Below are 19,325 nucleotides of genomic sequence, written 5' to 3' on the forward strand. Positions count from 1 at the left end.
TTAATGTATAATCGTCTCATTTCCGCAGATAATATCTGCGGGAGATGATGAAATGAGCAAGAAAAAGATACCTGTTCCCGAACCTGAAAAAGAGAAGTATATCTGTCCTTCGGCTTCGTGGGGCGATATGACGGGGCTGATTCATTTTGCCGCTGAGGACGGTGCTGAGCGGAGCTCTTATGATGAGGTATATCCTTATCTGCCCGAATATGGCGGAAATAAAGAAGAAAAACAGTGACACTGCGGAGAATTTCTCCGCAGTTTTGCTATTGTGCACAATCAAAGCAACTAAAAATTGACATATGTTCCAAAATTTGCAAAACTGCTTTATTTATTACTTAAAGCATGGTATAATATACAATGTTAATTTAATTCGTGGCTTTTAATGCAATAAGTTATTATGCCTCAGAAAGCTTTCGGACAGCTTAAAAGATCGGGGGAATTTTATGAAAAACGGAGTAAAAATGCTCGATATTGCCACAAAACTCGGTGTCAGTGTTGTAACTGTCTCAAATGCACTTGCGGGCCGTGACGGCGTAAGTGAGCAGATGCGAAAGAGGATCTGTGAGACAGCCGAAAAAATGGGCTATAAGCCTTCAAATACCAAGAGCGAGAAAAGACGTATGTCCATACCCAAGGTGAGCAAAAATGTGGGTATTCTTACGTCTGAGCGTTTCGTCGGTGCGAGAGGTACATTTTATTGGGAGCTTACAGCGAGCATCTCTAACCAGCTTTCGCAGATAAATGTCTGCACAGTATACGAATGTATATCTGCTGACAACGAAAAGGACGGTATACTGCCGAATATGATCGTTGACGGCAAGGTTGACGGTGTTATAGTTATCGGACAGGTACACAGAAGCTACATAGAGATATTGAGCAAACTGACTATTCCGCTTATATTCGTGGACTTCTACGATAACAGATATCACGTTGATTCTGTAATTTCCGACAGCTTCAACGGCGGATATATGCTCACGGACTATCTTGTATCAAAGGGACACCGCAGGATAGGCTTTTTCGGTACTCTGAACGCTACAAGCAGTATCAACGACAGATACCTCGGATACCTGAAGTGCATCATGGAAAATGAGCTGGAATTCCGCATAGAATGGGTCATCGGTGACAGAAACGAAAAGGGAATACTCAACGAAAAAATAGATTTTCCTGCTGATATGCCGACCGCTTTCGTGTGCAACTGCGATGAGACTGCTTTCCGCGTAATATCGGCTTTAAAAACAAAGGGCGTTCGTGTTCCTGATGATATAAGCGTAGTCGGTTACGACAACTATACTGTTTCAAGCATCTGCATACCTACTATAACAACCGTTGAGGTAGACCTTGCGAAAATGGCTGAGGTCTCCGTTGGCATAATGGCTAAGAAGCTTACTGACCCTACATATACCGAGGGCAGACGCATCATAAGCGGAAAGCTTATTGAAAAAGAGAGTGTGCTTGACATCAACAGCGGCTATAACAAGGAGTGACCGAATGATTATCAATAATTTTTTAGGTCATTTAAGAACTGTTCAGCAGCACAGACATCAGGTATTCATACACTGTCTTAAAGCAGGTATACCGTGGCGCGGACTTGTTCACGATCTGTCGAAATTCTCGCCTACGGAGTTCATTCCGGGAGTTCTGTATTATCAGGGCAACCGCAGTCCCAACGAGAGGGAGAGGGAAGTTGACGGCAGCTCGAAGGCGTGGATGCACCACAAGGGCAGAAACCGTCATCACTTTGAATACTGGACTGACTACAGCCCCGAAACCAAGAAAATGGAACCTGTAAAAATGCCTGATATCTTTATTTTTGAGATGTTCTGCGACCGTGTGGCGGCTTCAAAGATATACAACAAAGAAAATTACAACGAGTCCATGCCGCTTGAGTATTTCCTCAGGGCGAAGCCTCGACGCATAATCGAAAAGACTACAGCAGCAAAGCTGGAGTTTCTTCTGACTATGCTTCGTGACAAGGGTGAGGACGAGGTGTTCCGCTATATCCGCAGGCAGGTCAGAAAGATGAAGTAAGATTTGAAAAGGACGCCTGATGGCGTCCTCTGCATTTTAAGAACAGAGGTGAGATGAAATGAATACGAGATTACCATATCTCCGTGAAAAGACTTCAAAGCTGACAACCTCTCCCGGCGTTTATATAATGCGCCGCAAGGACAGCTCTATAATATATATAGGCAAGGCTAAGAACCTGCATAACCGCGTCAGCAGCTACTTCCGCGAAAATCCCGATCATACGCCGAAAGTGGCGGCTATGGTATCGAATGTATACGATTATGACTTCATTGTAACTGACAGCGAATTCGAGGCACTTCTGCTGGAATGCAGCCTTATAAAACAGCACAAACCCAAGTATAATATACTTCTCAAGGACGATAAGGGATATCATTATATTCGTATTTCAGACGAAGAGTACCCACGTATCACCAACGAAAAAAATACTAAGCAGAGCGGCAGATATCTCGGACCGTATACCAGCGGGGCTATCACAAAGGAAGCTGTAAACGAGGCTAACCGAGTGTTCATGCTGCCTACCTGCAAGAAAAAATTCCCGCAGGATTTCGGAAAAAGTCGTCCCTGTCTCAATTACCATATAAAGCAGTGCATGGGAGTTTGCAGAGGCAGGATAAGTGCTGAGGATTACCGCAGTGCAGTCGAGCAGGCGGTCGAGTTTATAAAAAGCGGCAGTGCCGAGTCGGTAGAGCGCATGGAAGAGGAGATGAACAAAGCAGCCGAGGAGCTTCAGTTCGAGAAAGCAGCAATGCTCCGCGACAGGATAGCAGCAGTGAAAAAGGCTTCGGAAAAGCAGAAAATAATCAACAGCGGAGTGGAGTCGGCAGATGTTATCGGTATTGCAGAATTTTACGACGGACTGTACATTTCCGTACTCATGTACCGCGAGGACAGGCTCTTCGATAAGGCTGTATTTGAGCTTCCGCTGCCCGACAAGGACGAGGATATACTCAGCGGCTTCATGCTGCAATTTTACTATAAAAAGCCTGATATACCGCGTTCGGTCATAGTTGACCATATCCCGGAGGACAGTGAATTGCTGACGGAAATGCTTGAGGAACAGGCACAGCACAAGGTCAAGCTCCATGTGCCTCAGAAGGGCAGACAGCTTGAGCTTCTGAAGCTTGCAAAAAATAACAGCGCGGAGTATGCCGCTATCAAGAATGACCGAACAGGAAAAGAGGTCATTGCACTTGAGCAGCTTGGGCAGAGTCTGGGGCTTTCAAAGCCGCCGCGCTACATCGAAGCCTATGATATATCCAATTTATCCTCGGAGTCAATGGTTGCGGGAATGGTAGTATTTGAGGACGGCAGACCCCTGAAAAAGGCATACAAACGCTTTACTGTAAAGGAGCAGCAGTTCCAGAACGACTACGGAAGTATGCACGAGGTGCTAAAAAGGCGGCTCATGCATATCGTAACAGGGGAGGGTGACGAGTATTTCACGCGAAAACCCGACCTGATACTTCTTGACGGCGGAAAGGGTCATGTGAACGCAGTTGCGCCTGTATTGCGTGAATTAGGTCTGGATATACCTCTTTTCGGCATGGTCAAGGACGATAAGCACCGCACCCGTGCCATTGCGACGGGGGGAAGAGAGATACAGATAAACAATCTTAAATCGGTATTCGACCTTGTGACGAGGATACAGGACGAAGTGCACCGCTATTCCGTAAGCTTCATGCATACGCGCCATAAGAAAAAGACCTACAGCTCAGAGCTTCTGAATGTGCGTGGAATAGGCGAAAAGAAGGCGGCGAAGCTGTTCATGAAGTATAAGACCATAACCAATCTTCGCGGTGCATCTCCGGAGGAGCTTGCGGCTGTAGCAGGAGTGAATATGGATATAGCAAAAGAGCTCTGGAAAACTATACAGGAGCTCTGATCGGCACGGCAGGAATATTGTAATAGAAATGCTTATATTATAATAGTATACGTAAGAAGCAAACACGATTTCGGGGCAGTTTTAGTAAAAAATATAAACTTGTCCACAGAAAGCCCTTCGGTTTTTCGAGCAGTAAAACGACGTTTTTATGCAATAACAGTCAAAATAACTAAATTAGCAATAAGCAAATTGCCGCAGTTTACAATTCTGTAAAAATTAGCAGAAAAAATGAGCTTTTATGTTGCAATTTAAAAGTGAGTGTGTTATAATTATTGTGGAAGTTTAACAATGTTTGGTATACGTGTGCATATACCATATATTGGGCTGCCTTTGATGTTGTGTTTTTGTAAAAAGTGAGCCGTTTATAACAGTCAGTATTACAGATAGTATATTTCTTGGTTAATATTGATAAAAAACGGTTGATTATTTATGTCAAAAAAGCGATTGAAAAGTAACTATTAAAATGTTATAATTGTTATTATTAAGGCAGTGAGAAACGTTCATCACAAGTAATTAATTATGGAGGTGGTTTCATGAAGAGTTTTTCCTATGTAGCTCAGGACGCAAGAAGCAGACAGGTCAAGGGAGTCATGAATGCGGAAAATGAGCAGGAATTCTTACAGAAGGCCAAAGAAAAGGGCTTGTATGTCAAGGATTATAAGGAAAGCGATTCAGGTGACGCAAAATCAATGTACAAGTTCAACACGAAGGAACTTAACTTCTGCTGCAGACAGCTAAGTGCTATGCTTACTTCGGGTCTGACACTTGTAAAAGCCATCGATATCCTAACCAAGGAGCAGGAGAACGAAAAAGCGAGAGCAATATGGCAGGATATCTACGAGAATGTACAGAAAGGTGAGTCTTTCTCGTCAACTCTCGAGATGCACTCGGGTTCATTCCCTGACTTTCTTATTTCCATGGTCGGCGCGGGCGAGAGCAGCGGTTCGCTGGATATCATTATGACTCGTATGTCTGATCACTACGCAAAGGAAAACAAACTCAAGAACACGATCAGAGGCGCAATGGTCTACCCGATCATTCTTCTCACCCTCTGTATTGTAATAGTTATCTTCCTCTTTACTGTTATCATGCCTACATTTATCGACATGTTTGAGGATAAGAGCAAGATGCCTCTTCTTACAAAGATACTGGCAGCTATCAGTGACTTCTTAAAGACAAAGTGGTATGTACTGATCATAATAGTTGCAGCTCTGGTATTCGGATTCAGATATGCAATGAAGATGCCTAATCTCAGAAAGAAATTCGACAGAATGCTTATAAAGGGACCTGGATTTGGTCCTCTTGTAACGAAGATCTATACAGGTAGATTTTCAAGAACCCTTTCTTCACTCTACTCAAGCGGTATTCCAATGGTTGAATGCCTGCAGAGAGCTTCAGCAATTCTCGGTAATTCATATGTAGATGAAAAGTTCGAGACAGTTATTGATGAGGTTAAACAGGGTGAACCGCTTTCGTCGGCAATAACACGTACAGAGATATTTGAGCCTATGTTCTGCTCTGTAATCTATGTTGGTGAAGAGTCGGGTGCTCTTGATACTATCCTTGAAAAGACTTCGGATTACTACGAAGAAGAATCAGATGCAGCAGTTCAGCGTCTTGTTGGTATGCTGGAGCCTATCCTTCTTATATTCATGGGTCTTATCATAGGAATGGTTGTGTGCGGAATTTATCCTGCACTTTACGGTTCATTAGAGAGCATCGAAAACAGTTAATAAGGAGGAAAGATAAATGCTTTCATTTGATATTACAGATAGAAACATACGAGTAGTAAAAGGCGTTGAGGGCGGCGGAAAGATCAAGATCAGTTCTGCTGCTACAGTAAACGTTGAAGAGGGACTTATCGTTAACGGACACGTTAAGGACGTTCCCGCAGTTGCAACACTTATAAACAACGTTATTAAAATGCACAGAATGCCTGATAAGGAAGCGATCGTTTCGATCTCGTCCAACCTTACGATCTTCAAGGAAATGACAGTTGCAAAGGGCAGAGGTCAGGACCTTCAGAAGACAGTTAAGCTCCAGATGCAGGCAGAGCTCAATCTCGATGATTCATACAGTGTTTCATACATCATAGTTGGTGACGCAGACAGCAGCGAAGTAAGCGAGCCTTCATACAAGATCCTCGCTACAGCTTGTCCTTACGAGATCGTAAACAGCTACAGAGAAGCATTCAAGCTTCTTGGTATCTCACTGAGATCGGTTATGGTCGGCTGTAACTGTATCACAAGAGTACTTCTCGCAGATACAAAGATCAGATCAAAGATGCCGCTTCTTGCTGTACAGATCGACAACAACTTCATCTCTCTCAACCTTTATGAGCAGGGACAGCTTTCATTCTCACGTTTCGCTTCTATCGACGCAGCTGACTACGGATATTCTGATGACTATGTATTTGAGGCAGTTAACGAGAATATCTTCCGTATGCTCCAGTTCCACAGAAGCCGTAACACAGGTGAGTCAATCGAGAACGTAATCTTCTACGGTGATACTCACGAGTATGTAAGACTTACTGATGAACTTGAAAAGCTTGATCTTAAAACAAGCCTTATCAATGTTCCTCCTCAGATCCACGGTCATGAAAATCTGGAATTCTCGCTGTACGCTAACGCTATCGGTGCTATGTTCAAGAGAAACAGAGAGATCGAAAAGATCAATCTTCTTGAAACAGACCTCGGTACTGCTGTTAAGAACAAGATCAGAAACGAAAGCTCAGGCAATGTTGCTATGATAGCTGCACTTATTGGTTCTGTTGTTATCGCAGGCGGTATATACGCAGGTATGGCTATTAAGGACAAGAGCATTAAGAGTGACATTCAGGACTGTGAGGACTTCATCAATTCAGCTGATACAGCTAAGAAGCTCGAGCATCGTGAACGTCTTATTGCAATGAAGAATTCTGTAAATGCATATTATACAAAGGTAAATAATGCATATGATGCATATCTTTCAAAGCCTGTTGTTAACGGCGGATCATTTGATGAGGTCGTTAAGGTACTCGAAGAAAGCTGTAAGAAGGAAGGACTCGAGCACTTTAAGGTAATCACACCACGTTATCAGGACGGCACAATTACATTCTCTGTAGAATGTGATGCTAAAAAGGAGGAATATGCACAGAAGCTTCCTTCAGATTTTGTAAACAATATTCTGGCAGATTCTAAATTCTGCGGCTCAAGCTACGGTGGATACCGTGTAACGACAATTGAAGAAGAGGGTAAGGAACCTGTTCAGAAGATTACCTTCAATTCAAGTGCAAAGCTTGTAGGCTTCAAGAGTGCTTATCATCCCGATGATAGTGCTAAAAAAGATGATAAGGCAGAATGAGAAGAGGAGGCTAATTAATAATGAAACTTAATTACAGAGATAAGATCATTGCTGCTATTCTTATAGCTATCACTATATTTTTAGTAGGATACTTTGCGCTTATTAAGCCAAAGTATAAGGACATACAGACACATCAGAAGAATCTTAAAGAAGTACAGAAGACAGAAGCAGAGATCAAGGCTCAGATCGCTGAGATCCCTGATCTTAAGAATAGTATCTTAAAGCTTTATGAGGATACATCAGTTATCACAGCTAACTTCGTTCCGATCGCTGACGTACAGGATCAGGTATATATCGATAAGTATATGCAGAAGTTTGCAGATGAAGCAAAGGTTAAGCTTCTCAGCGTAGAGCTTAAGGAAGCTAAGCTTACACCTATTGAATACTATTATAATGCAGTAGCCGATAACTTTGGTGATATGCGTAAGGCTGCCGATGTTGACGGAAGTCTTTCAAAGGCATATTCAGAAAAGGTTGCTGAAAGCACAGCTGTATCACAGAGAGCTAAAGAGTCTGTAATGCAGACACAGTACGCTATCAGCATTCACGGTACACAGAAGTGCGTATGGGCTTATCTTGCAGCTCTTGAGAAGTTTGACAAGACCCTTACAGTAAATACTGTTACTATGACTGACGGAAGCTTCGGTAAGAACGAGGCAGAAGCATTAAATGTTTCTCTTCCTGATTCAAAGGATGCCGATGAGGAAACAATTGTAGAGGCTGGCGAAGGTAAGAAGATATCAAACGCTACAGACGTTAAGATAATTGTAACACTTTTCTCAGTATACGAAATGGCAAAACCGAATGTTGAAGACGTTTCTTCTAATTAAGATGCAGGCTTTCTACATCATACGCTATAGTTATTAAGTTATATAACTTGAAAGGCGGTTAGAAAAATGAAAACAGAGAACAAGAAAACATTACGCGGCTCCGTACTGTTTACAGTAGTTTGTGTAATGGCCTTGTTGATAATCTTTCTGACAGGTACTCTTGCTCTTGCATCTGCATCGAGCAACAGAGCGCATAAGTCATATGCATCATCACAGGCAAGTTACACAGCGAGAGCTGCAATCGATACATTCGTGCGTTCAATGGAACGTGATCCCGGAATCCCTGCTGCAATACAGGACATGACAACTGATGAGCTTACAGTTGAGATAAAAATCCCTGATAAGACTCTCGGTGTAGTAGGCCATTATGATAAGAATCATGTATGGAAAGAAAATGAGATCACTGTTGAAAATGTTCCCGACGCAGAGGGATATGTTTTCGGTGATACCACCGGAGACGGAAAACCGGATTCATGGGTAAAGGTAACAGCTGTAAAGGTTACAGCAACTTGTAGGGTAGGTAAGGAAGAGGAAACTGTTTCTGCTTATATTCAGAAGTCAGCATCTTCTCATTCAGAGGTAAATCCCGGAGGTCTTGACGGACTTCAGGAAGTCGGAGCTAATGCATTCCCTAACGGCGGTACTATTACCGGCGGTTTCGGATTAGGTATTTCCAAGGACGCTTCCGGTCTTTTCCCTGCACATAACCAGACAAATATCCAGACAAAGCTTTCTTTCATCAACGGAAGTATCGTTGCAGGTACATCAAACTTTGAGATCTGGGTAAAGACTCCACAGGATGCAGATGCTAAGAAGCAGAGACCATATTCTCAGACAGTAGTAATGGGAAATGTTTTCGTAAGAGATGCAGGTACATTGGTATTCAATGATTACAAAATGGAAGGCAACTTCACTCAGAAGGATATCCCATATCTCTATATTGACGGAACAATCGGCGCAAATGCTTCAAGTGTAAATCTTGTAGTAGACAGTAAGAGCAATAAACAGGCAAGTAAAGCATCACCTTACAATGTATTCATCGGTACTCTTGACTGTACAAAGGGTGATGATAACGGATTCGTATTTGGTTTAGGCGGTTCAGACCTTTACCTGATGGATGAGTATAATCCTTCTGAAAAGTATACAGTAATGTATGCTGACAGAAACTACGCTCTTGAAGAGACATTCTATGAGACAAATGAAGACGGAACACTCAAGCTTGATGAAGACGGCAATCCAATCCCTGCGGATAAGAGAGATGCCGCTGATAAAGCTAAGGATATAAAGGGTATCCAGAAGGGTAACAACTTCTTTGGTACAGCTAAGGGTAAGAGCTTACTGTATGACTGGACATCTTCAATAGTTAATATGACAGATACACTCCATAAGTCATCAGGCGGTAACATTTACTCAATGGGTAACCTTACTCTTCAGAATGCTGAAATATTCGGCGACGTAAGAGTTAACGGAGACTGTACAGTAAAGAATGGCGTTACAATCCACGGTGACCTTATAGTTAAGGGCTCACTTACCTTCAGCGGCGGAGATGTTACAAGCGTTAACGGCACAATATACTGTGATAGTGTATCAGGTATTGCCGGTACAACGAACAAAAATCAGCTCAAGTCAGGCTATAATGAGCATATTGATGAACTGGTAACCGGTTATTATGCAGAAGTTCCTAATGCTATATATGAAAACGAGGCTGTTCCTGAGGCTTCATATGAATTCAGAAAAGCAAAGCAGGACGGAAACTATAAAGATGATGACGGTAACGGCTGGCATTGGGGCATTCTGTATCCGGGCGATGATGAAGTAACTGTATTCAAGGATTGGAATGATCCAAGAGGAAATGCAGATTACGGTATCTATGTAATCGGCGACAAGTGGTTTGAATCAAAGCCATATTATGCTACAAAATATGACGGTCTTATTGATTATGATACTATAGTTGAGAATCCAAGATCAATCTATAAGGTAGATCCTGACGATACAAGTGTAATTCTCAATGAACCAACTGAAGATGAAGCTACATATTATAAGCTCACTGATGATGGTAAGTTAGGTGATGTTGTAGACAAGTCAGAAGCTGTTCGTACATATTATACAGATCCGAGCGGTGCAATTGTCAGCAAGGATGAGGCTTACGAAAATGTAACAGTAGGTTCTTCAACTCCTTATACAGGCAGCGGTAAAGAACCTGCATATCCTGCAAGCATGACTCGTGAGGCTATTTACGGTTATTATGATTTATCAGGCGAATTCCATGTAAATAATGATACAAAGCTCATCAAGAATATCTTTGAAGTAAGAGAAGATCTTAACATGGATGAAAATGGTGAGTATAAGAAAGATGTATACTTCGATCATGTACCGAAGAGCGAGTGTCTGAATGCAGCTGATGAATCAGATACAACAGTAAATAAGCTTCCATACGCATTCCTTCCAAACGGTCATAAGAATCTCGGTGATAAGAATTCACAGGAAGATAAAGATGAGTATATGGAGGATACGGATATTTATAACAAGAGTCCGTGGAGCAGCGACGGTAATTCAATTACTCAGAACTGTATTATAGGTAGAGCTGACGGTGGAGCATTTACACCTCCAAAGGGCAATATTAATATTACAGGTACTACCGACGGAAGATGGATCGTCCTCAGAAATATCAATATTGCATCAGCTGATGCAGGAATAGATATCAGATGCGATACATCTGTAGGTAAGGTATGTTTCCTTATAGACGGAACAGTTAAGCTGAGCAGCTCTGCAATAATTCCTGTAGTAACAGGCGGCGGCGCATCATCATATCTGAATGATAACGGCACAGACGGTAAGCTTATTACTCCTGATATGCAGTGGGGTATTGAATACTATGGTGCAGTTGATTCGTCTGTCGAACTTACAAATGCAGGCGGAAGCACACTGGTAGGAACATTTATGTGTCCTGAGACTTCATTTGCTTCTTACGTAGCAGGTAAGTATAAGTGTAAATACCAGAGCGTATATACAGCAAGTGAAAGCGATGCTATAGAGATCAGTGCTCCTATTGTCGGAAGTGCTCTCTTTAAAAATGTAAAGGAAGCACAGAACAGCTTTGCAGTTCTTAACTCCGGCGGCGGCGGAGCATCAAAGGATAAGAAGAGCGTTAGTACAGCACTTGGTGTATTTGAAGTTTCATATTTCACAGGTGCGTAAAGGAGGAATGTTCTTATGAAAAAAAGCAAAAAGAAGCTGAAGGGCATGACTCTGATCGAAATGATCATTTCGATCTTCATATTCGCAATAATGGGCGGCTTGCTCATACTTGTGGGAACACATATTGATGCAACCTCAAAAGCAGCTAATAACCTTAAAAACAAGGTAGTTGTCGAGTCGCCGTATGCAGCTAATCATTACTCTGTAGTTGGTACAGATGAGGATGGAAAAGAAAAGAAACTGCACAGTGAAGAGATGGATATATCTGTCAAGATCAATGCCAGCGGTACATATTGGACATATGACGAGAAGACTAAAACATATGTTGAACATCCGTATGGTGAAAGCGGTTCGGTACAGGTAGACATGAAGGCTGATAAGTATTCTACAGAAGAGCTTATAACAGCCGGAATGACTGCTGAGGAGATCGATGATATGAGAAAGAAAGCAAACGGTAAGCTTAATCTTGATTTCTTCGATATAAAACCTGCTGAAGAGCCGGAAGAAACAGAGTAATCAAGGGGGTAAGTCTATGAAAAAACGTATTAAAAAGGGCTTTACTCTCGTTGAGCTTATAGTTGTAATGGCAATATTCTCTATCCTTATGGTTGCAGTTATGGCTCTTACAGGTCCTGTGCAAAGGCTGTTCCAGAAGACAGCCCTTGCAGAAAAAACATATTCTTATGCAAATAATATCCAGCTTTACCTTCAGGGTAAGCTGGAGTATGCAGAAGATGTATATGTCGGCACAACCGATAAGCTGGACTTTAACGGTGTCAACGGTGTAGACGACGAAGACATTGCAAAGCTTGTAGAAACATTCCGTAAGGAACACTTTGAAAATACAGTAACATATGATGGCAATAAAGCTAATTATATGAAGGGTAACATTCATGTTATCAAGCTTTGCAACAGCGATACAAAGCTGAAAAGCGGAGAAGAGGTTCCAAGAGGTCAGATAATCCACAGAGTATACGGATTTACATCCAATATTCCAATATCGTCAACATCAGCTTATACTGAGACAGCAGACCTCAACAAAGCTTTCTTCGATGCTGTGGATTCAGTGTATAATTACAATTATGCATTGGGTTCTTCAAACCTCAAGGTTGTAAAAATGCCGCCTGATTCTGATCTTGATGATGCTGCAAAGGCAAAGATCGACAGAGATGTTGTTTACAGGGCACTTGATAAGGATATCGAGGACAGCCCGACAGGTATCTCTGCAACAACACTTGCAGTATCAATAGTTCTTGACAAGAAGGACACCGGATCAATTGACATTCCGGCCTTTGGATCTCAGAAGGCATGCAGAGCTTTTGCAAGTCCTGTATCGGTACAGATCGCTAATCTTCCTCTTACAAATATTGCAATAAGAGAAAATCACAGTTCTTCTCCAAAGGGTGTTAAAAGACCTATGATGGAGGCAGAAGGCGATCCTGTAAAGCTTCAGGGTGATGGCGCTGTAGGTTATGCAGTAAGCTGTGATAAGTATGCAAGCTCTACATTCGATTTCCAGAACGACATCTATTTTGTATACGCATATACAGATGAAATGTATTAATAAGTAAAAAAACAGGCAGCAGTTAATGCTGCTGCCTGTACTTATTTTTTACTGTTTTTACTCGGTAGGAAGTAAATTCAGATACCATTGAGCGATCTGATTTCCGCATAAGCTTCCGATAGCAATTCCGATTGCAAGAAACGGACCAAATGCAAACTTTGAATCATTAGTAAGTTTCTTGACTATGAGGCCTCCGATAGCGGCGGTCATGATTCCAACAAATGTTGAAGCGATAACAGCCCGCGTTCCAAGAAACGCACCTGCTGCAAACATGAGATATGTATCACCAAGTTCTATCGCTCTGAAGTCTTCACCGAACTTCTTCCTGATGATCGGTCGGCTGATCTCACCGATAAGAAAGAAGGGTACACTGATTATGAATGCACCGATTATGCGGCTCTTGAGACTTACATCATGATACTCGCGTGAGTAGAAAAGATGCAGTGGGATCGCAAGGATAAGAATAACGGCAACCATGCTGACGTAAATATCCTTTGTATCCCAGTCGATAAATCCTATACAGATAAGGAGCGACATTAAAACGCAGGTTATTATGGATTTAACATTAATATCCAAAGCAAAAAACGTCAGAACGTAGAGGAATCCGTTCAGTGACTCTACGATAGGGTAGCGCGGTGAGATCTTCTGACCGCAGCTGTGACATTTTCCCCTCAGCATCAGCCAGCTGAAAACGGGGATCAGATCAATGGGTCTGATCTTGGCACCGCAGGTCATACAGTGTGAAGCTTTTTCTTTGTCCTCTTTTGTTTTTCCAATTCCGAGTACCGACTCGCCTGCGGGAAGTCTTAAAATGACAACGTTGAGGAAGCTTCCGATACAGATGCCGAAAAGGAAAATGATGACGTAAAACATGATCTTGAAAGGTAGCTCGGTAAATTCATCGTGGAGCATATTTTCAAATTCAAACATGATTTTACCCCTCCTTCATATTATAAAGTACATAATCTTATTATAACATAAATTATGGAAAATTCAAGTACAATTTTAGAATATCAGGCGTATGACGGATATGTCTGATGTTCAGAAAATAAGCGGAGGTTTTTTATGAGAAACGAGAGAATTGGTGACTACTTAGTCAATCAAGGGCTTATCACAAGCGAACAGCTTCAGCAGGTACTTGAAGCTCAGAAAGCATCAAACGGTTCAAAGAAATTTGGTGACGTTGTTGTTGAGCTGGGATTCATGTCAGAAGTTAACTTCGCAAAGGCACTGGCTGGAAACCTGAGAGTTCAGTATGTAGACCTCGACAATATCGAGATCAATAGCGATGCTGTACAGATGGTTCCTGAGGCACTTGCAAGAAAGCACACTGTAATCGCTATCAATGTACAAGGTAAGCGTCTTACAGTTGCAACTAATGACCCTGTAAACTTTATCGTCCTCGAGGACATCAAGGTTTCTACAGGTATGGATACCGTTCCTGTTCTTGCAACAACATCGGCTATCAACAAGGCTATCGGTAAGTGCTACTCAATGCAGAACGTTGACAGCGTTCTGGAAGGTGTTTCAAGTATGGGCGGCGACCTCGGTGAAATGTCCGAGGCTGATATCGAGTCTAAGGACAGAGTTGAAAGCGCACCTATCGTTAAGCTTGCAACTACTATCGTTGAAAACTCATACAGAGCAGACGCTACCGATATTCATATCGAGCCATTTGACAAGTATACAAGAATCCGTATCCGTGTAAACGGCGACCTCGTTGAACTCATGAACATCTCAAGTGCAGTTCACAGTGCGCTGACAACACGTTTCAAGCTCATCAGCGGTATGAACATCGCTGAAAAGAGAATCCCGCAGGACGGCCGTTTCACACAGGTCGTTGACGGAACAACACTTGATGTCCGTGTATCCTCACTTCCAATGGTACACGGTGAAAAGATCGTTATCCGAATTCTTTCAACAGGACAGATCGCTCTTCGTAAGATCACCGATCTGGGTATGTCTGATTATAACTATACACTGTTCGAGTCAATGCTGAGAGTTCCTCACGGCGTTATCCTCGTAACAGGACCTACCGGTTCAGGTAAAACAACTACACTTTACGCTGCTCTTGGTGAGATCGCTAAGCCAAACGTAAACGTCGTAACTGTTGAGGACCCTGTCGAAAAGGCTATCGATGGTATCAACCAGTGTCAGGTTAACACGAAGGCTGGTATGACATTCGCCGCTGCTCTTCGTTCTATCCTCCGTCAGGACCCTGACGTAGTAATGATCGGTGAGATGCGTGATACCGAGACAGCAGATATCGGTATCCGTGCCGCTATCACAGGACACTTGGTTCTTTCCACACTTCATACAAACGACGCTGCTTCGACAGTTGTTCGTCTTGTTGATATGGGTGTTGCTCCTTACATGGTTGCAACTTCACTTATCGGTGTTATCGCTCAGCGACTTGTAAAGGTACTTTGTCCTGAGTGTAAGAAGCCAAGAATGTCAACTCCCGAAGAAAATGACCTCATGGGATTGGATCATTCAATACAGATCTTTGAGGCAGGCGGCTGCCCTGTATGCAACAACACAGGCTACAGAGGAAGAACTGCTATCCACGAGATCATTCACTGTACAACAACTGTTTCTTCTATCATCGCAGCAGGCGGTACTAAGGAAGATATCGAAAAAGCTGCAAAGGCAAACGGTACAAAGCTGCTTCGTGACAACGCTGCTGAACTCGTAATGGCAGGAGAAACATCTATAGATGAGCTTGTAAGAGCTACATACACAGTATAATAGCTTTATCTATATAGGGAGGAAAATAACATGGCAATTGAAATTCATAGAATACTTGACGAGGTAAGACTCCTCGGTTGTTCTGACCTTCACTTCACAGACAGAATAGCTCCTGTTGTTCGTCTTAACGGTACACTCAGAACTATGCGTTCACAGTATCCTGAAATGGACGAGGAAGAAATACTCAACATCGTTCACCAGATGACAAACGATGCACAGCAGACAAGCGTTAACAATCACCACGATACTGACTTCTCGTTCACAACAAGAAGCGGTTACCGTCACCGTGTAAACGTATACTTCCAGAAGGGCAAGCCTGCTATCGCTATCCGTCTTCTCAGAAACGATATTCCTACACTTGAGGATCTCGGACTTCCTCCGATCCTTGCAGATTTCGCAATGCGTCCCCGTGGACTCGTTCTCGTAACAGGTCCTACCGGTTCAGGTAAATCAACAACCCTCGCAGCTATGATCGACTTCGTTAACCTTAACAGAAGTGCTCACGTTATAACTGTAGAGGATCCTATCGAGTACGTTCACGAGCATAAGAGATGTATGGTAAACCAGAGAGAGATCGGCGACGACGTTCCGTCATTCGCTCTTGCTCTGAGAGCTGCTCTCCGTGAGGACCCGGATGTAATCCTCGTAGGAGAAATGCGTGACTTCGAGACTATCCAGGCTGCTGTAACCGCCGCTGAAACAGGACATCTCGTTATGTCAACACTTCATACAACATCTGCCGCTGATACTATCAACCGTATCATCGACGTTTACCCTGAGCATCAGCAGCAGCAGATCAGAACTCAGCTCGCTAATAACCTGGTAGCTGTTATCTCACAGACACTTATTCCTAAGAAGGACGGTACAGGACGTATCGCTTGTATGGAAATCCTCAACGTAACCGATGCTATTTCGGCTATGATCCGTGATAACAAGATCCACCTTGTTCAGTCTGCTATCCAGACAGGTAAGCAGCAGGGCATGATGTCTCTGGATATGGAGCTTGCAAGACTTGTATCCAAGAACGTTATCGGCGAAGTCGATGCTCTCGAAAAGTGCCTCGACAAGCAGGAATTCTATCGTTTCCTTTCACAGATGGGCGGAGCTCCAAGAAGCTCACTCCAGGGTTGATGACTGTATAACACAGACCGTCGGATTTTTCCGACGGTCTTTTATATTATAATAAGTAGTTTTGAGAATTGAGAACGTAGGGGCTGACAGCTCTGCACATAGCATTGCAAACCAAATCAAAATAGACAGTCTAAGCGGTTAGTGAATGGAGAGTAGTAAGTAGAATCTGTCTGAAGAAGCTCTGAATTGTTATTATACAATACAACAAAGAGGATTTTGCAGAGGAAATATGCTTCGGAATGTTATAAAAAACGACTTTGTGTACTGCTCATCACTTAAATCAGCTTAAAACATTGCTACTTAAATAATGGGCCTTATTTATTACACCTCGTAATATATTAACGCAATATTACAGAAATAATTGTTTTTTTGAAGGAAGATTATAAAGAAATATTCAGAAAAGACATAAAAAAAGGAAATGAAATGTTCATATGGAAGTCAAAATATCCGTTTACAAAACGTATAATCAGCTGTGAATATAACAAAAACAAGATAATTGATTTTACATATTCACAGAAACTTGTGCATTTTGACGGAAACGCTAAAAAAAATATGCCGATTTACCGTTCCAATGTAAAAAGTGCCTTGATATATGGATTTTTTTTTCAAAATCTGTTGACATTATGTGAATAAGGTGGTATACTATAATCACAGGGAAGGGAAAGGGAGTTAAAAAAACCCCGAACCCAAAAATGAAGTGGAAGCAAAAAGCTTTCACAAAACTATATTATTTAAGTAGGGTTTTCTTATGAAAACTACAAAGAAAGGTTTTACACTTATTGAGCTCATCGTTGTTATCGCTATCATCGGTGTTCTCGCAGCAATCCTCGTTCCTTCAATGCTCGGTTATGTAAAGAAGTCAAAGGTTTCTTCAGCTAACTCAGCAGCAAACTCACTTCTCAAGGCTATCAACACATCACTCGTTGAAATCGATGAGGAGTCACAGGATGCAGCTGGTATCACAGCTATCAACCGTGCAGGTCGTTCAGGTGATGCTACAATCACAGGTACAACAACAGCTTCTGCTGCTGATGTAACAAAGAAGATCATGAACTACATGGAGAAGGCTGGCAAGCTCGCATGGCAGTCATACATTGAAGGCGGCGTATGCAAGGCTGTTGCAGTAAGCGTTGACGATACTTACACAGGTACATCACCTGCTGGTGTAGTTACAGTTGATAACTACGAGAAGTACAGCGGCACAGGCAAGCTCGGCGATGCTCTCGCAGGCGCTAAGAAGAAGGCATCATAATCTAAGCGATTAGATACTTGAATTAAAAATAATGCTCCTTCCAATTGGGAGGAGCATTTTTTTACAAAGAATCGAGGGGGATTTTCTCGGCGAAATTGCACAATAAATGTGCAAAAAAATTGTTGCAGAGAATGTCTGATTCTTTATTGACAAAATGTGAACTTTTTGATATAATATATGTGAAGATTGTATTGGGAGGTGCATATCTAATGAAGGCGAAAAAGACCAGAAAAGGTTTTACCTTAATGGAGCTCATTATTGTAATTGCTATTATGGGTATACTTATGGCAATTATCATTCCTTCTTGGGGATATTTTTTGAGAAGAGCCCGCGAAAGAGATGCGAATTCAAAAGCTAAGATAGTATTTAATGCTGCTCAGACTGCTGTTACACGTATATGTGATAACGAGAGAAGCTTACTGAATAAATATAATGATCCGACAGTTGCAACTGATGTCAAGGATGAAATCGGAAAGCAGATTTATATGGGCGATGGTGAGTTCTATTTTTATTGGAACGGCTCTAAGGGTGTAAAAATAAAGAGTAATGGCTCTGTTGATAATGAAGCTGCAAATTCCAAGAAAAATGGTGATTTGAGCAGGGCTATAAATAATATTACCGGTGGCGAAGGATTTTATAAGATCTATGTCAAGAACTATAATGTTCAGTCGGTAGTTTATACAGCCTACGTAAATGGAAATTATAAGGGAACATATCCAAAGGGGACGAATGAGCTTGACAACGACCTTTTGGATAAGCTCAGAAATACCTCTATGAATTCCATAAATGATGAAACATTAAAGAAATTGGTCGTTACAAAGTAATGATTATAAACAGCTGCATTTGCAGCTGTTTTTTTATACCTTAATACTGCTGACTGCGTGAATTTAACAGTATAGTGTTAAGATTGTTGAAAACTCTCTCCTTGACAAAAATCAAAAAGGGTGCTATAATATAATCACTGTCCGACAGGGAGCTGGAAAAAACAGCAAGTCGAGAGAAAATTTTTTCAAAGAAATTTTGAAAAACTACTTGACAACTCTGAAGGAAAGTGATATAATATTAAAGCTGTCTCGGAAGGGGCGGTAAACAGCATCTTGAAAATTGAACAATGCGAATAAGAAAAAGTAACGACCCTTGAGATTCCTTTTTAAAGAAGGAAAGTCAAGAAAAGACTAAAAAACACTTTTAACGAGTAATAACGCAAGCGTTATGAACTGGATCAGATATCTAAATCGAAAGATTTAAATATACAACTTTAATAAAGAGTTTGATCCTGGCTCAGGACGAACGCTGGCGGCACGCTTAACACATGCAAGTCGAACGGAGATAATTTGAGTTTACTTA

15 protein-coding genes are annotated in these 19,325 nt (G+C 42.0%); 14 read left to right on the plus strand and 1 reads right to left on the minus strand.

Going from position 1 to position 19,325, the window contains the following annotated elements; all coding sequences use genetic code 11:
* Positions 1–52: 52 nt before the first annotated feature.
* The 10 genes from L870_RS0109690 to L870_RS0109735 all read left to right on the plus strand — a co-directional run bounded on the left by L870_RS0109690 (position 53) and on the right by L870_RS0109735 (position 12,847).
* Positions 53–238 carry a hypothetical protein gene (locus L870_RS0109690; RefSeq protein ID WP_028517983.1) on the plus strand — a complete coding sequence of 62 codons (186 nt, stop codon included), beginning with the start codon at positions 53–55 and terminating at the stop codon, positions 236–238.
* A 208-nt stretch (positions 239–446) separates the two neighbouring features.
* The gene (locus L870_RS0109695; RefSeq protein WP_028517984.1) at positions 447–1,487 is read left to right on the plus strand and encodes a LacI family DNA-binding transcriptional regulator; all 1,041 of its coding nucleotides are present in this window, start codon (positions 447–449) and stop codon (positions 1,485–1,487) included.
* Positions 1,488–1,491: 4 nt separating this feature from the next.
* Complete coding sequence (locus tag L870_RS0109700) at positions 1,492–2,031, plus strand: DUF5662 family protein (RefSeq protein WP_028517985.1); 540 nt, start codon at positions 1,492–1,494, stop codon at positions 2,029–2,031.
* 58 nt (positions 2,032–2,089) lie between these two features.
* Positions 2,090–3,913, plus strand: coding sequence for an excinuclease ABC subunit UvrC (gene uvrC, locus L870_RS0109705; protein ID WP_028517986.1), 1,824 nt, complete (start codon positions 2,090–2,092; stop codon positions 3,911–3,913).
* Between the two features lie 533 nt (positions 3,914–4,446).
* Positions 4,447–5,646, plus strand: coding sequence for a type II secretion system F family protein (locus tag L870_RS0109710; protein WP_028517987.1), 1,200 nt, complete (start codon positions 4,447–4,449; stop codon positions 5,644–5,646).
* Between the two features lie 16 nt (positions 5,647–5,662).
* Positions 5,663–7,255: a pilus assembly protein PilM gene (gene pilM / locus L870_RS0109715; protein WP_028517988.1), complete on the plus strand. Its 1,593-nt coding sequence runs from the start codon at positions 5,663–5,665 to the stop codon at positions 7,253–7,255.
* A 20-nt stretch (positions 7,256–7,275) separates the two neighbouring features.
* Positions 7,276–8,085 (plus strand): type II secretion system protein GspM, encoded by an 810-nt coding sequence (gspM, locus tag L870_RS0109720; RefSeq protein ID WP_028517989.1) that lies wholly within the window; start codon positions 7,276–7,278, stop codon positions 8,083–8,085.
* 66 nt (positions 8,086–8,151) lie between these two features.
* Positions 8,152–11,283 (plus strand): hypothetical protein, encoded by a 3,132-nt coding sequence (locus L870_RS0109725; protein WP_028517990.1) that lies wholly within the window; start codon positions 8,152–8,154, stop codon positions 11,281–11,283.
* A 15-nt stretch (positions 11,284–11,298) separates the two neighbouring features.
* Positions 11,299–11,799, plus strand: coding sequence for a type IV pilus modification PilV family protein (locus tag L870_RS0109730; RefSeq protein WP_028517991.1), 501 nt, complete (start codon positions 11,299–11,301; stop codon positions 11,797–11,799).
* Positions 11,800–11,815: 16 nt separating this feature from the next.
* Positions 11,816–12,847, plus strand: coding sequence for a type II secretion system protein (locus L870_RS0109735; RefSeq protein WP_028517992.1), 1,032 nt, complete (start codon positions 11,816–11,818; stop codon positions 12,845–12,847).
* Positions 12,848–12,904: 57 nt separating this feature from the next.
* Here L870_RS0109735 and L870_RS0109740 read toward each other — a convergent pair whose 3' ends face one another.
* Positions 12,905–13,777, minus strand: coding sequence for a prepilin peptidase (locus L870_RS0109740; protein WP_051411487.1), 873 nt, complete (start codon positions 13,775–13,777; stop codon positions 12,905–12,907).
* Between the two features lie 135 nt (positions 13,778–13,912).
* Between L870_RS0109740 and L870_RS0109745 the strand changes: the two genes are divergently transcribed.
* The 4 genes from L870_RS0109745 (at position 13,913) to L870_RS17230 (ending at position 18,802) form a co-directional block, all read left to right on the plus strand.
* Positions 13,913–15,595, plus strand: a complete 1,683-nt coding sequence (locus L870_RS0109745; RefSeq protein WP_028517994.1) for a GspE/PulE family protein — start codon at positions 13,913–13,915, stop codon at positions 15,593–15,595.
* A 30-nt stretch (positions 15,596–15,625) separates the two neighbouring features.
* Complete coding sequence (locus L870_RS0109750; RefSeq protein WP_028517995.1) at positions 15,626–16,726, plus strand: type IV pilus twitching motility protein PilT; 1,101 nt, start codon at positions 15,626–15,628, stop codon at positions 16,724–16,726.
* Between the two features lie 748 nt (positions 16,727–17,474).
* Positions 17,475–17,978: a pilin gene (locus L870_RS18550; RefSeq protein ID WP_051411488.1), complete on the plus strand. Its 504-nt coding sequence runs from the start codon at positions 17,475–17,477 to the stop codon at positions 17,976–17,978.
* 209 nt (positions 17,979–18,187) lie between these two features.
* Positions 18,188–18,802, plus strand: a complete 615-nt coding sequence (locus L870_RS17230) for a pilus assembly FimT family protein (protein ID WP_037271724.1) — start codon at positions 18,188–18,190, stop codon at positions 18,800–18,802.
* Positions 18,803–19,325: the final 523 nt, after the last annotated feature.

This window comes from Ruminococcus flavefaciens ATCC 19208 (assembly GCF_000518765.1).
In the GTDB taxonomy this organism is placed as follows: domain Bacteria; phylum Bacillota; class Clostridia; order Oscillospirales; family Ruminococcaceae; genus Ruminococcus; species Ruminococcus flavefaciens.